The following is a 12,595-nucleotide window of genomic DNA, read 5'->3' on the forward strand; positions in this document are numbered from 1 at the left end:
TGCGGTGACCGCTCAGCCGACGGTGGCCGTCTGCCGGAGGTAGCGGTCCTCGCCGACCAGGGTCAGCATGACGCCGGCCAGATCGGCGCGGGACATGCTCAGCGCGCCGAGGATGTTGCGCCCGGCGAGCGCGCGGTAACGTCCGGTGTGGCTGCCGTCGGTGAGCCGGGGCGGCAGCACGATCGTCCAGCCGAGACCGCTGTCACGGACGATGTCCTCCATGCGCAGGATGTCGGCGTACGGCCGGCGGAGCACCTGGCAGAGGATCGGCTTGAGGATGTATCGGGTGAAGGGGTCGTCTCCGGGGCCGGGATGGGCTCCGCCGGCGCTCACCACGAGCAGGCGGCGCACGCCGTACTCGTGCATCGCCCGCACGGTGGCGGTCGCCCCGTCGGCGCACACGCCGCTGAGGGCGGACAGGACCGCGTCGCGGCCTTCGACGAGCGGTCCGAGTGCGCGGGCGTCGAGCGGATCGGCGACGGCCACCTCCAGGCGCGGGTGATCGGGTACGGCGAGCCTGCCGCGGTCGCGGACGACGGCCGTGACGTCGTGGCCCTGCTCCAGACCGAGGCGCACGAGCTGGGTGCCGGTGCCCCCGCTGGCCCCGATGATCGTTATCTTCACGCCTGCCCCTTCGGTAAGTGAGTACTCACCCACTACGATAGCCAGCACCTGCCTAGGGGGCGCGAATGGCCCGGAACACCAGAGAACGAATCCTTGACGCGGCCGCCGAGGTCATGCGGGCCCGAGGGCTGGCCCACGCGACGACCAAGGAGATCGCCAGAGCGGCCGATTGCTCGGAGGCCGCGCTCTACAAGCACTTCCGGGACAAGACGGAGATCTTCGTCGGCGTGTTGCGCGAACGGCTGCCACGTTTCGCGCCCGATCCCGATCTGGCGGGGCGGAACACCGTGGCGGAGAACCTCCTCGCCACGGCTCGCTCGGCGCTGGAGTTCTACCGCGTCACGTTTCCCATGGCCGCCTCGATCTTCGCGGAACCGCGTCTGCTGGCCGCTCACCAGGAGAGCCTCCGGCGTGAGGCCACCGGGCCCGACCTGCCGAACCAGGAGGTCGCCGCCTACCTGCGGGCCGAGCGCGACCTCGGCCGGATCGCCGCCACCGCCGACCCGGAAGCCGCTGCGGCGCTGCTCGTCGGAGCCTGCTTCCAGCACGCGTTCCTCGCCCGGTTCCGAGACGAGGACGACCCCGGCACGCTTGACAGGACCGCCGCCGCCCTCACCGCCGCCCTGCTCGCCTCGCTGCTCCCGCCCGGCGAAATCGGGTGATCCGGCCGGTTCTCGCACGATCGGCCATAGGTAGCCAGGGCCTATTCGACGAGAGCCATCCACCCAGGGTGGTCAGCAAGAACCCCGAGGGCGAGGAGACAAGCCTGGACACCGCCGACTGGAACACCACCACCGTGATCGACGGCCCGCCCGCTCGGGCAACCGGACACCGGAGACGCAGCCCGGCGCCGGTCGCCGTCATCGGAACGTGGCTGAAGATCCGTGGCTTCCACGGTTCGGTCTCGTGGGCTATCGGCCGGATCCGCCACAGCGACGCCGTCGTCATCGACGCGAGGCGGCAGGCCCAGTGTCCCCTTGCTTTGCCTGGAATCGGGTCGTGGCTCGGTGCGCCGGCGGTGTGCGGCCTGCGGGACGGTAGGGCCAGACTCTCGACGTGATCGTGCGCGGCGCCCCGCACCCGACTTACGGTTGACCGTCCCAGTATTAGGCTCACTGAGTGATTAATGGGCTTTTTGACGGTCTTGTTGATGAGGCGTGGCCGGCGCCGTACCGGGTTCGGGCCGGCGCGTGGGTTTACCGGCATGCGGGCGGGGTGACCAAGCGGGCCAATTCGGTACTCGCGGTGGGGGAGCCGGGGGATCTCGGGGCGGCCGTGGCGGACGCGGAGAGGTTCTACGCGTCGGTGGGGCTGCCGTGCGTGTTCACGGTGGGTGGGGGAGCCGCTCCGGGGCTGGACGCGGAACTCGACGCCCGTGGTTACCGCCTGGTGGATCCCACGCTCGTCATGACCGCACCCCTCTGCTCCGGCGTGCCGAGTGGTCTGCCGGTGGGTGCCGTATCCGCCGGAGAGAGCCCGGGTACGGCGGGCGTGGTGCCGGCCGTACCTGCTGTGGTGCCGGCCGTACCCGGCGTGGTGCCGGCCGTACTCGCCGTGGGGAACGGCGAGGCGGGTGCCGCAGGCGGCGGGGATCGGCTTGATGCCGGTGGGGACCGAGGCGGTCACCGGACCGAGGTGGCGCTGGCGACGCGGCCGTCCGAGGAGTGGCTGGACGCCTGGTGGAGCGTCGACGGCAGGGTCGGGGCGGGCGGCAAAGAGATGGCGCGGCGGATCCTGACGGGAGTGCCGGCGTGCTACGCCTCCGGGTACGCGGCCGGAGAGGGGTCGCGCGGGCAGGTGGGCACCGTCGGAGGTGCGGGCATGGCCGGGCCCGAGTGCACAGTGGGAACTGCGGGCGCGGTGGAGCCCGCCGGCGCGACGAGAGAAGCACGCGCGGCAGGAGGCGCGAGCACGGCAGGAGGAGGCGGCGGCATGGCAGGAGGTGCTGACGCCGTTGGAGATGCGGGCACGTCAAACCATGGAGCGGCCGCCGCAGACGTCGGCCGTGCACGCGTCGCCGAGGCCGTTGTCGGCCCCGGCGGTGTCGGCCCCGGCGGGGAAGGCCCCGTCGTGGTGGGGCGTGGAGTGAGGCAAAAAGATTGGTGGGGGATCTACTGCATGGCCGTAGTCCCGGGGGCGCGCCGTAGAGGCCACGCTCTTGGTGTACTTCGCGCCCTGCTCTCCCAGGGGAGGCGACAGGGCGCGAAGCAAGCATATTTGGTCGTGACGGAATCCAACGCCGTGGCCCGGACGCTCTATGAGCGAGCGGGTTTCACGGTGTCGGCCCGATATCACTATCGGGTCCGCTGACCTTTACCGTTCGTTGTCGTTAGCGATTGAAGGGGTCGTATCACTGAGCCGCGCGGACTCGTCCTGGATGTCGGCACCCTTGTCGCGCAGCGCTGCTACGTGCTGGCGTCCGTGATGGGCGCAGAACAGCAGCTCCCCACCCACGGGCAGGGTCGCGCGAATGTAGGCCTGGGCGCCGCATCTGTCACAGCGGTCGAGGGCCGTCAGCGGCTTGGTGGGGGCGAGAGCTCCAGTCACGTATCGCCTTTCAGGTCATCCCCGTCTGGGCGAGGATCTGGCGTCAGTCACTTGGGACAACATCTAACCGGACCTGGACGTTCCCAATCACCCCCCGGCTACGCCGAGAGCGGAATGTGTCGGAAAGTGACGGGGATCACTCTTCAGGTAACGCTAATCATCCCCTCCTGGCAAGCTTGTACGCGCGCGATCGGGAAGAACGGTAAGCTGCGCACACGTGTTCGATGGAGAATGGAAGAGTGGGAGTCGGTGTGACCGCCGTAAGTGTGGAGACGGGTTACACGGCCCGTCATCTGTCGGTCCTGGAGGGCCTCGAAGCCGTCCGTAAGCGCCCGGGCATGTACATCGGGTCCACCGACACACGCGGCCTCATGCACTGCCTGTGGGAGATCGTCGACAACTCCGTGGACGAGGCCTTGGCCGGCTACTGCAGCCGGATCGAAGTCGAGTTGTACGGCGACGGCTCCATCGAGGTCCGCGACGACGGCCGTGGCATCCCCGTGGACGTGGAGCCCAAGAGCGGCCTCCCGGGCGTCGAGCTGGTCTACACCAAGCTGCACGCCGGCGGGAAGTTCGGCGGCGGCTCCTACGGCGCGTCGGGCGGCCTGCACGGCGTCGGCGCCTCGGTGGTGAACGCGCTGTCCTCGCGCCTCGACGTCGAGGTCGACCGTGACGAGCGGATCCACGAGATCAGCTTCAGGCGTGGCGTGCCCGGCGTCTTCGACGGAGAGGGCCCCACCGCCAAGTTCAAGAAGAAGTCCGGCCTGCGTGACGGGGGCAAGCTGGGCAGGAAGGGCACCGGCACCCGCGTCCGCTGGTGGGCCGACAAGCAGATCTTCCTGCCCGACGCCGAGATCTCGCTCGACGAGGTCCACGTACGGCTCCGCCAGACGGCCTTCCTGGTCCCCGGCCTGACCCTCAGCCTGCGTGACAGCCGGGGAGAGGAGCCGGTGGAGGAGGAGTTCCGCTTCGACGGCGGCATCTCCGAGTTCACCGAGTTCCTGGCCCGCGACGAGGCGGTCTGCGACGTGCTCAGGCTGCAGGGCCTGGGGCACTTCCAGGAGACCGTGCCGGTCCTCGACGACCAGGGGCACATGACGCCCACCAAGGTCGAGCGCGAGCTCACCGTCGACGTGGCGGTCCGCTGGGGCAAGGGCTACGAGTCCACGGTCCGCTCGTTCGTCAACGTGATCGCCACCCCGAAGGGCGGCACGCACGTCAACGGATTCGAGCGCGCCCTGGTGCGCACGCTCAACGAGCAGCTCAGGGAGACCCGGCTGCTGAAGAACGGCGACGACCCCGTCCTGAAGGAGGACATCCTGGAAGGGCTCACCGCCGTGGTGACCGTCCGGGTGCCCGAGCCGCAGTTCGAGGGGCAGACCAAGGAGGTGCTCGGCACCTCCGCCGCCGCCCGGATCGTCTCCCACGTGGTCTCGCGTGAGCTCCAGGCCGTTTTCGAGGCCCCCAAGCGTGGCCAGAAGCAGCAACTCCGCGCGGCCCTGGAGAAGATCGCCGCCGCCGCCAAGGCGCGCATCACGGCCCGCGAGCACCGCGACAACCAGCGCCGCAAGAGCGCGCTGGAGAACTCCGCGCTGCCCGCCAAGCTCGTCGACTGCCGCAGTGACGACGTCGACCGCAGCGAGCTGTTCATCGTCGAGGGCGACTCGGCGCTCGGCACCGCCCGCGCGGCGCGCGACTCGGAGTTCCAGGCGCTGCTGCCGATTCGCGGCAAGATCCTCAACGTGCAGAAGGCCTCCGTGGCCGACATGCTCAAGAACACCGAGTGCGCCGCCATCATCCAGGTGATCGGCGCGGGGTCCGGCCGTACCTTCGACATCGCCGCCGCCCGCTACGGCAGGGTGATCCTGATGGCCGACGCCGACGTCGACGGCGCGCACATCCGCTGCCTGCTGCTCACGCTCTTCCACCGCTACATGCGGCCGATGGTCGAGGCCGGGCGGGTGTTCGCGGCCGTCCCGCCGCTGCACCGCATCGAGATCAGCAACCCGGGCCGCGGCAAGGACAAGTACGTCTACTGCTACAGCGACGCCGAGCTGCACCGGGTCCTGCGCGATCTGGAACGGCGCGGGAAGCGCTGGAAGGACCCCGTGCAGCGCTACAAGGGCCTCGGTGAGATGGACGCCGACCAGCTCGCGGAGACGACCATGGAGCCCCGTCACCGGACTCTGCGCCGGGTCCGCATCGAGGACATCGAGGCCGCGGAGAAGGTGTTCGACCTGCTGATGGGGAGCGACGTGGCTCCCCGCCGCGAGTTCATCGTGGGCAGCGCGGCCGAGGTCGACCGCGACCACATCGACGCCTGACGCGCTGAGCCCACGTCCCACGGGGCGTGGGCCCGTCACGCGTGGCGGCCCGTGACCGTGCCGACGCCGGACGGGGCGGTGCAGAACCCGGTCAACGTTTCGGTAGGCGCAGGATCAGCCGCGCCCCTGGGCCGTCCCCGGCCTCCAGCGTGCCCCCATGAGCCGTGGCGATGTCGCGGGCGATGGGCAGCCCGAGCCCGCTCCCTCCGATGTCCCGGGAGTGGGTGTGATCGAGCCGCGTGAACCGTTCGAACACGCGCTCGCGCATGTCCTGGGGAATCCCCGGCCCGTCATCCTGCACCTCCACCACGGCCTGGTCCGCCTGTCCCCGCACGGATATCCATATCCGGGAGTCCCCGTACCGGTCGGCGTTGGACAGCAGATTCGTCAGCAGCCGCCCCAGCCGCAGCCGGTTGCCATCGACGTGGAGTCCGGGCACCACATCGATGGCCAGGGGCAGCCTGAAGCGCCGCAGCGCGATCTCCTCCTCGACCAGCTGCCCCAGATCGATCCGCTCCGTCGCCATCCCCACCCTCGCGTCCAGCCGGGCCAGCAGGAGCAGGTCGTGCACGATGTCCGACAACCGCTGCGCGCAGGTGATCGCCGCCCGCCACTCCTTCTTGTCCAGGTCCTCGAGTCCCGACTCCAGCCGTACCATGAGCCCGGTGATCGGCGTGCGCAGCTCGTGGGAGGCGTCGGAGACGAAGCGCCGGTTGCGTTCCACGGCGTCCTCCAGCCGCGCCAGCGTCTGGTTGACCGTGGTGGCCAACTCGGCGATCTCGTCGCGCGTGTCGGGCACGTCGATGCGCCGGCCCAGGTCCTGGATGCTGAAGTGTTCCAGCCCCGAGCGGATCCGCTCCACCGGGGCGAGCACCCGGCCGGTCCCGTACCAGGCGCCCCATCCCAGCAGTGCCACCAGCACCGCCGCCGAGCCGGACAGGAGCAGGGGCAGGAACGGCGTCCTCAGCAGGAACGGCTCATGCATGGCCGCGTAGGCCACGACGGACCCGTACACGCTGGTGGGGTTGCTCGTTCCCACCACGACCAGGCACCCGTCAGGCAGGCACACCCGGTCCTGGACCCGTGAGTCGCCCTCCGTGGGCCAGGCACGGGTGAGGACCTGCCGGCTGGTCGGTCCCTCGTTGGCGGCACGTACCCGTCCGGAGGCGTCCACGATCTGCATGATGTGCACGCGGTCCCGGGGCGGGATGGGGCCGGTGAAGGGCCGCTTGTCGATGACGGTGGCCAGGTGGCGGCTGGCGTCGTCGGCATAGACGACGAGGTCGGCCCGCGCCCGCGCCGGATAGGTCAGCGAGATCGCCAACACTCCCGCCAAGACGATGGCGCCGAACACCGTCACCGCCGCAATCGTCATCCGAGCCCGGATGGAGCGACCCCACGCCATGTTCATATGGTGTCATTTACAGTACAAATCGCAGGTAAAGCGGCCTATGCCCGATGCATGACAGCCCGCCCTCACGTCAGAGCGACCCTCCCGTTTCCCGGCACTCACATCTTCTTAAGGAGCCGGCACAGCTTGGCCGGGGCGCCCTAGTCGGCGATCGATGTGCCCAGGAGTGCGCCCAGGCCGATGCTGATGCCGGCGATGAGCACGCCGCCGAGGGTGACGGTGGCCAGCGAGCCGGCGAAGGAGACGCGGAAGAAGCGGTGACGTAGCCAGGCCAGGACCAGCAGCTCGACCACGACCACGGCGAGCGCGACGGCGAGCGCGAGTAGGTAGTCGGGGATCAGGAACGGCAGGGTGTGCAGAATCCCGCCCAGGAAGGTGCCGCCGCCGACGACGCCACCGCGTTTCCAGGCGTTGCCGCGTTCGGTGACCGTTCCCGTGTCGGACAAGCCTTCGGAGAAGGCCATGCTGATCGCCGCTCCGATCGCCGTGGCCAGCCCCGCGACGAACGCGTAGCCGGGCTTCTGCGTCGATACCACTACGGCGAAGATGGGCGCCAGCGAGGACAGCGAACCGTCGATGAGTCCGCTCAAGCCCGGCTGCACCCGCTGCAGCAGGAGAGCGCGTTCCTCCTCAGACCCCCCAGCCGCCTCCCGCTCGTGCGCGGATGTCCGGCCGGTGTCCGGAAAGTTGGCATCCTTCGGCCATTCCGCATGCACAATTCGAGTGTTTCCCCTGCTGAAGCCCCCTGTCAAAACAGCCACAAGACGGTCTGCTCCGTGCCGCCGTGGACCCCAGCCTCCACGGTGGTCAGACCGACGATGGGCCGAACCTGCGGTTGAAGCGCGGCCGCCATACCCGAGCCTCCACGCCGGGCGGGGCTGCGAGCGGGGGTGGATGCTGGCAACGGAACGCCTGCGTTACTGCGCCCCGGAACCGGAGCCTGACACGCCTATTGGCTCGGCGCGGTCGCCGGCGTCACGTGGCGCCGCACGGTGGACGAACCGGCCGGGACATCCTGCTGGAGAGCGAGCCCGAGGCCGACGGCACCCTCAACCGCCGGCGCCTCACCGACACCTTCCAATGCGTCCCAGGACGGTGGCGCCACCTGGTGGCTGAACCAGGAAATGTTCGCCACCCGTCGGCACACGACAGCCGACCGAGCGCCAGGCGGACCGGACAAGTCGCAGCGTCTTGGCAGGGCGCGGACGGTGACCCACGTTCGGGTCCCCGCTCGGCGGTCAGAGGTCCACGGGCATGAGCCTGCCGGTGTGCACGTTGTAGATCGCGCCGCCGACGGCGAGCGTGCGGGGCAGGAACGGGCTGGTCCGGATGCGCAGCAGGTCGTGGCGGAGGGTCGCGTCCTGGTCGGGCACGGTGTGGAACTCCAGGCTGCGGGTGTCCACGCCTTGCTCCTCGCTGATGAGCCGGTGCAGTTCCTCGTCGGTCGACTTCGACATCCGGCAGTCGGTGTGCGGCATCACCAGGACTCGTTCGACGCCGAGGAGGTAGACGGCGAGGATGAGCGTGCGCTGGACGTCGTCGGTCACCCGCGCTCCGGCGTTACGCAGGATCTTGGCGTCTCCGGCCTTGAGGCCGAGCAGCCCGAGCGGGTCGATCCGGGAGTCCATGCAGGTCACCACGGCCAGCCCGCGGGCGGCCCTGCCGTTCAGGTTGGAACCCTTGAACTTGCGGGCGTACTTCTGATTGGCGGCGATCAGATCGTCGAACACGGTCATGCCGCTTATGATTCACCATGGCTGTTTCTCACCCGTCAACGGGCTCCTTCATCCCAAGGGTTGGTGAAGAACCCACGATCGGCGCTCGCCATGAGTGAAGATGTCGCTACCTAACGTACGCGACACTGGAGATGGTATGAGCATGAGCCAATCAGTGGCCGAGTATCTCCGGGACCAGGCCTGGCGGCGGCTGGACCGGGTGGAGCGGCGAGACGGTGGGCGCAACGCGCGCTGCGCCCTCGCGCTGCTCGACGCCGCGGCCTATGCCGACCTGCTCGATGACGAGGACCCGCTCATCGCCGGTCTGCACCGGGCCGACTTCGGTCCGCGCGGCTTCGACCCGGGCGAGCGGGTGGCCCGGCTGATCCGGTCATGGGAGTCGGGCGAGCCCTGGCAGTTGCTGCTGGCCATGCGCTCCACCCTGCAGAGCACCCTCACCTAGAACGGCTCGTTGCCCGGCTTCCACTTGACGCCGCACCCCAGGCTCGGCTGGTGAGGTTCGGGGACGGCCTCTCCCGCCAGCACGGCGTCGGCCGCGGCCCGGAGCGAGGATCCGGTCACGGGCAGGTCGTTCTTCGGCCGCGCGCCGTCGAACTCGCCACGGTAGGCGAGCCGGAGGTCGACGTCGTAGAGGAAGAAGTCGGGCGTGCAGGCCGCCTTGTACGACTTGGCCACCTCCTGGTCCTCGTCCAGCAGGTAGGGGAAGCCGAACCCTGCCCGGCGGGCCTGCTCCGCGAGGTGTGCGGCGTCGTCATCGGGGTAGTTCGTCACATCGTTGCTGCACACGGCGATGGTGGCGACCCGGTCGCGGTAGTCGGCGGCGAAGGCGCCGATGCCGCGCTCGATCCGGCGGACGTAGGGGCAGTGGTTGGACAGGAAGATCACCAAAGTCGCCGGAGACCCCTTGAGGTCGCCGAGCGCCACCCTTCCGCCGCTGATCGCGGGCAGGTCGAAGCCGGGTGCCGGAGTGCCGAGCGGAACCATGAACGAGCTGACTGCCATGGCACCATTGTGGCCCATCGCCGGGGAGGAAGAGATCGATGACTGGCATCGCGAAGCTGGAGGCGGTCGTCCTGGACTGTCCGGACCCCACGGCACTGGCGCGCTTCTACGGTGAGATCGCCGGTTGGGAGATCGTGACCTCCGATGCCGGCTGGATCTCGATCGGGGACGGCACGTCCAAGATCAGCTTTCAGCGGGTGGCGGACTACCACTCGCCCATCTGGCCGGACCAGGAGCATCCGCAGCAGTTCCACATCGACTTCAGGGTGGAGGACCCGGACGCCGCCGAGGAGGCGGTGCTGGCCCTGGGCGCGGTGAAGCACGACTACCAGCCGGGGGAGCAGAACGGCGACTTCCGCGTCTATCTCGACCCGGCCGGGCACCCCTTCTGCCTGGTCACGGATTAAGGACCGGCTGGGGACGGCACGGTGCGGGGCCGGCGCCCGCGGGGCGCCGGCCCTGGGTCACGGCGTCTCGGTGACGACGGGTACGGCCGGCAGGTGGGTGCCCAGCGCGCCGCCCACCGCGCCCACGGTGTTGGTCAGCCGGACGCCGGAGCCGTCCCGGCGGCCGAGCTCCTCCGGGAGCGGCACGGGCTTGCCGGTCGCGGAGACGGCGCGCGCGGGGGCGTGGCCCGCCCAGGCGAGCAGCAGGCTGTCCTCGCCCTTGAGGAAGCGCTGCACCCGGACCCCGCCGGTGGCGCGTCCCTTCGCCGGGTACTCCGCGTAGTCGGAGACCTTGCCGCCGCCGGTCTGGGTGCCGGGCAGTGCCGTCGAGGACCCCGCCACCGTGACCACCCTGGCCTCCTTGACGGGGTCGACCGAGCCGAAGAAGACCACCGAGGCGCCCTCGTCGAGCCGGATCCCGGCCATGCCGCCCGCCGGGCGCCCCTGGGGCCGCACGATCGAGGCGGTGAAACGCAGCATCTGGGCGCTGGTGGTGATGAACACCAGATCGTGGTCCTCGGAGACCAGCTCCACCGCCCCGACGACCGTGTCGCCGTCCTTCAACCCGATGACCTCGAAGTCGTCGCGGTTCGCCGGATATTCGGGCACGACCCGTTTGACCACGCCCTGCGCCGTGCCGATCGCCAGCCCGGGACCGTCGGTGGCGAGCGAGCCCAGCCCGACGACGCTCTCGCCGGGATTGAGCGTGACGTACTCGCTGATGGGATGGCCGCCCGACAGCGAGGGCGGGCTGGCCGAGGGCGGCAGCGCGGGCAGATCGACCACGTTGACCCTGATCATCCGGCCGTGTGAGGTGACCGCCCCGACCTCGCCCCGCACCGTGGAGTCGACCGCAGCGACGAGCACGTCGTGGTTGGACCGCTCGCCCTCGCCCGACAGCGGCGAGGCGTCAGCCGTACGGGCGAGCAGGCCCGTGGAGGAGAGCAGGACCCGGCACGGGTCGTCGGGGACCTCCAGCGGGACGCTGGCCGAGCGGGACACGCCGGAGGACTCCAGCAGGATCGTACGGCGGGGCGTGCCGAAGGTCTTGGCGACCTCGGCGAGCTCGGCGGAGACCACCTTGCGCAGCCGGTCGTCGGAGGAGAGGATCGCGGTCAGCTCGGCGATCTCCTCCTGGAGGGTCTGGCGCTCGTTGTCGAGCTCCAGCTTGTCGAACCTGGTGAGGCGGCGCAGCGGCGTGTCCAGGATGTAACTCGCCTGGATCTCCGACAGCTCGAAGACCTCCATCAGGCGCGTCCGGGCCTGGGCGGAGTCGTCGGAGGTGCGGATGACCTGGATGACCTCGTCGATGTTGAGCAGTGCGACGATGAGGCCGTCGACCAGGTGCAGCCGTTCCTCGCGCTTGCGGCGGCGATAGGACGAGCGGCGGCGGACGACGTCGAGGCGGTGGTCCACGTAGACCTGGAGGAGCTGGCGCAGGCCCAGCGTGCGCGGCTGGCCGTCGACCAGCGCCACGTTGTTGATCCCGAAGGTCTCCTCCATCGGGGTGAGCCGGTACAGCTCGTCGAGGACGGCCTCGGGGTGGAAGCCGTTCTTGATCTCGATGACCAGGCGCAGGCCCTTGTGCCGGTCGGTGAGGTCCTTCAGGTCGGAGATGCCCTGGAGCTTCTTGGCCGTCACCAGCTCCTTGATCTTGGTGACGACGCGCTCGGGACCGACGTTGAACGGCAGTTCGGTGACGACGATGCCCTTGCGGCGGGGCGTGACGGCCTCGATGGTGCAGGTGGCGCGCATCCGGAAGGTGCCGCGCCCCTTCTCGTAGGCGTCCCGGACGCCCTCCAGGCCGATGATCGTGCCGCCGGTGGGCATGTCGGGGCCGGGCACGAACCGCATCAGGTCGTCGAGCGTGGCGTCCGGCTTCTTGATCAGGTGCCGGGCGGCGGCGACGACCTCGACGAGGTTGTGCGGCGCCATGTTGGTCGCCATCCCCACGGCGATCCCGGACGTGCCGTTGACCAGCAGGTTGGGGAACGCCGACGGCAGGACCGTGGGCTCGGTCTCCTGGCCGTCGTAGTTGGCCTTGAAGTCGACCGTGTCCTCGTCGATCGACTGGACCATGAGCATCGCCGAGGCGGCCAGCCTGGCCTCGGTGTAACGCATGGCGGCCGGCATGTCGTCGGGGGAGCCGAAGTTCCCGTGTCCGTCGATCAGGGGCAGGCGCATCGAGAAGGGCTGCGCCATCCGCACCAGCGCGTCGTAGATCGCGGTGTCGCCGTGGGGGTGCAGCTTGCCCATGACGTCGCCGACGACCCGTGAGGACTTGACGTGTCCGCGGTCGGGGCGCAGGCCCATCTCGCTCATCGAATAGAGGATGCGGCGCTGCACCGGCTTGAGGCCGTCCCTGGCGTCCGGGAGCGCGCGCTGGTAGATGACCGAGTAGGCGTACTCGAGGAAGCTGGTACGCATCTCCGCGGACACGTCGATATCGACGATCCGCTCCTCGAAGTCCTCAGGCGGGGGTGTGCTGGTGGTTCGTCGGGGCAT

General features: G+C 69.8%; 13 protein-coding genes. 6 read left to right on the top strand and 7 right to left on the bottom strand.

What is annotated here, in order from left to right; all coding sequences use genetic code 11:
• Nucleotides 1-12: 12 nt before the first annotated feature.
• Nucleotides 13-624, bottom strand: coding sequence for an NAD(P)-dependent oxidoreductase (locus MBA17_RS40555; protein WP_238503113.1), 612 nt, complete (start codon nucleotides 622-624; stop codon nucleotides 13-15).
• Nucleotides 625-689: 65 nt separating this feature from the next.
• Between MBA17_RS40555 and MBA17_RS40560 the strand changes: the two genes are divergently transcribed.
• The 3 genes from MBA17_RS40560 to MBA17_RS50760 all read left to right on the top strand — a co-directional run bounded on the left by MBA17_RS40560 (nucleotide 690) and on the right by MBA17_RS50760 (nucleotide 2,934).
• The gene (locus MBA17_RS40560; RefSeq protein ID WP_238503115.1) at nucleotides 690-1,286 is read left to right on the top strand and encodes a TetR/AcrR family transcriptional regulator; all 597 of its coding nucleotides are present in this window, start codon (nucleotides 690-692) and stop codon (nucleotides 1,284-1,286) included.
• Nucleotides 1,283-1,684: a hypothetical protein gene (locus MBA17_RS40565; protein ID WP_238503116.1), complete on the top strand. Its 402-nt coding sequence runs from the start codon at nucleotides 1,283-1,285 to the stop codon at nucleotides 1,682-1,684. The genes MBA17_RS40560 and MBA17_RS40565 overlap by 4 nt, the downstream gene beginning before the upstream one ends.
• Before the next feature lie 155 nt (nucleotides 1,685-1,839).
• Nucleotides 1,840-2,934 carry a GNAT family N-acetyltransferase gene (locus tag MBA17_RS50760; protein ID WP_238503117.1) on the top strand — a complete coding sequence of 365 codons (1,095 nt, stop codon included), beginning with the start codon at nucleotides 1,840-1,842 and terminating at the stop codon, nucleotides 2,932-2,934.
• 3 nt (nucleotides 2,935-2,937) lie between these two features.
• Here MBA17_RS50760 and MBA17_RS40575 read toward each other — a convergent pair whose 3' ends face one another.
• Nucleotides 2,938-3,171, bottom strand: a complete 234-nt coding sequence (locus tag MBA17_RS40575) for a DUF7455 domain-containing protein (RefSeq protein WP_238503118.1) — start codon at nucleotides 3,169-3,171, stop codon at nucleotides 2,938-2,940.
• A 224-nt stretch (nucleotides 3,172-3,395) separates the two neighbouring features.
• Here MBA17_RS40575 and MBA17_RS40580 point away from each other — a divergent pair, with 224 nt between their 5' ends.
• Nucleotides 3,396-5,495 carry a DNA gyrase/topoisomerase IV subunit B gene (locus tag MBA17_RS40580; protein WP_238503120.1) on the top strand — a complete coding sequence of 700 codons (2,100 nt, stop codon included), beginning with the start codon at nucleotides 3,396-3,398 and terminating at the stop codon, nucleotides 5,493-5,495.
• A 91-nt stretch (nucleotides 5,496-5,586) separates the two neighbouring features.
• Here the strand turns inward: MBA17_RS40580 and MBA17_RS40585 are convergent, their stop codons facing one another.
• The 3 genes from MBA17_RS40585 to MBA17_RS40595 form a co-directional block, all read right to left on the bottom strand.
• Nucleotides 5,587-6,870, bottom strand: coding sequence for a sensor histidine kinase (locus MBA17_RS40585; protein ID WP_238503122.1), 1,284 nt, complete (start codon nucleotides 6,868-6,870; stop codon nucleotides 5,587-5,589).
• Nucleotides 6,871-7,046: 176 nt separating this feature from the next.
• Nucleotides 7,047-7,496 (bottom strand): VIT1/CCC1 transporter family protein, encoded by a 450-nt coding sequence (locus MBA17_RS40590; protein ID WP_238503123.1) that lies wholly within the window; start codon nucleotides 7,494-7,496, stop codon nucleotides 7,047-7,049.
• A 648-nt stretch (nucleotides 7,497-8,144) separates the two neighbouring features.
• Complete coding sequence (locus MBA17_RS40595) at nucleotides 8,145-8,642, bottom strand: beta-class carbonic anhydrase (protein ID WP_238503124.1); 498 nt, start codon at nucleotides 8,640-8,642, stop codon at nucleotides 8,145-8,147.
• 142 nt (nucleotides 8,643-8,784) lie between these two features.
• Between MBA17_RS40595 and MBA17_RS40600 the strand changes: the two genes are divergently transcribed.
• The gene (locus MBA17_RS40600) at nucleotides 8,785-9,084 is read left to right on the top strand and encodes a hypothetical protein (protein WP_238503126.1); all 300 of its coding nucleotides are present in this window, start codon (nucleotides 8,785-8,787) and stop codon (nucleotides 9,082-9,084) included.
• On the opposite strand, the gene MBA17_RS40605 is transcribed toward MBA17_RS40600, so the two are convergent.
• Complete coding sequence (locus MBA17_RS40605) at nucleotides 9,081-9,644, bottom strand: thioredoxin family protein (protein WP_238503128.1); 564 nt, start codon at nucleotides 9,642-9,644, stop codon at nucleotides 9,081-9,083. The two genes, MBA17_RS40600 and MBA17_RS40605, sit on opposite strands and share 4 nt — an antisense overlap.
• A gap of 38 nt (nucleotides 9,645-9,682) precedes the next feature.
• Here MBA17_RS40605 and MBA17_RS40610 point away from each other — a divergent pair, with 38 nt between their 5' ends.
• The gene (locus tag MBA17_RS40610; RefSeq protein WP_238503130.1) at nucleotides 9,683-10,051 is read left to right on the top strand and encodes a VOC family protein; all 369 of its coding nucleotides are present in this window, start codon (nucleotides 9,683-9,685) and stop codon (nucleotides 10,049-10,051) included.
• Between the two features lie 57 nt (nucleotides 10,052-10,108).
• Here MBA17_RS40610 and MBA17_RS40615 read toward each other — a convergent pair whose 3' ends face one another.
• Nucleotides 10,109-12,595 carry a DNA gyrase/topoisomerase IV subunit A gene (locus MBA17_RS40615; protein WP_238503131.1) on the bottom strand — a complete coding sequence of 829 codons (2,487 nt, stop codon included), beginning with the start codon at nucleotides 12,593-12,595 and terminating at the stop codon, nucleotides 10,109-10,111.

The sequence above is a fragment of the Dolomitihabitans soli genome (genome assembly GCF_022213955.1).
GTDB lineage: Bacteria > Actinomycetota > Actinomycetes > Streptosporangiales > Streptosporangiaceae > Streptosporangium_A > Streptosporangium_A soli.

Coding starts and splice junctions, on each gene's coding strand:
- MBA17_RS40585 (WP_238503122.1), bottom strand. CDS start 6,870: ATGACGATTGCGGCGGTGACGGTGTTCGGCGCCATCGTCTTGGCGGGA.
- MBA17_RS40595 (WP_238503124.1), bottom strand. CDS start 8,642: ATGACCGTGTTCGACGATCTGATCGCCGCCAATCAGAAGTACGCCCGC.
- MBA17_RS40580 (WP_238503120.1), top strand. CDS start 3,396: ATGGAGAATGGAAGAGTGGGAGTCGGTGTGACCGCCGTAAGTGTGGAG.
- MBA17_RS40605 (WP_238503128.1), bottom strand. CDS start 9,644: ATGGCAGTCAGCTCGTTCATGGTTCCGCTCGGCACTCCGGCACCCGGC.
- MBA17_RS40600 (WP_238503126.1), top strand. CDS start 8,785: ATGAGCCAATCAGTGGCCGAGTATCTCCGGGACCAGGCCTGGCGGCGG.
- MBA17_RS40610 (WP_238503130.1), top strand. CDS start 9,683: ATGACTGGCATCGCGAAGCTGGAGGCGGTCGTCCTGGACTGTCCGGAC.
- MBA17_RS40560 (WP_238503115.1), top strand. CDS start 690: ATGGCCCGGAACACCAGAGAACGAATCCTTGACGCGGCCGCCGAGGTC.
- MBA17_RS40615 (WP_238503131.1), bottom strand. CDS start 12,595: ATGCCCCGACGAACCACCAGCACACCCCCGCCTGAGGACTTCGAGGAG.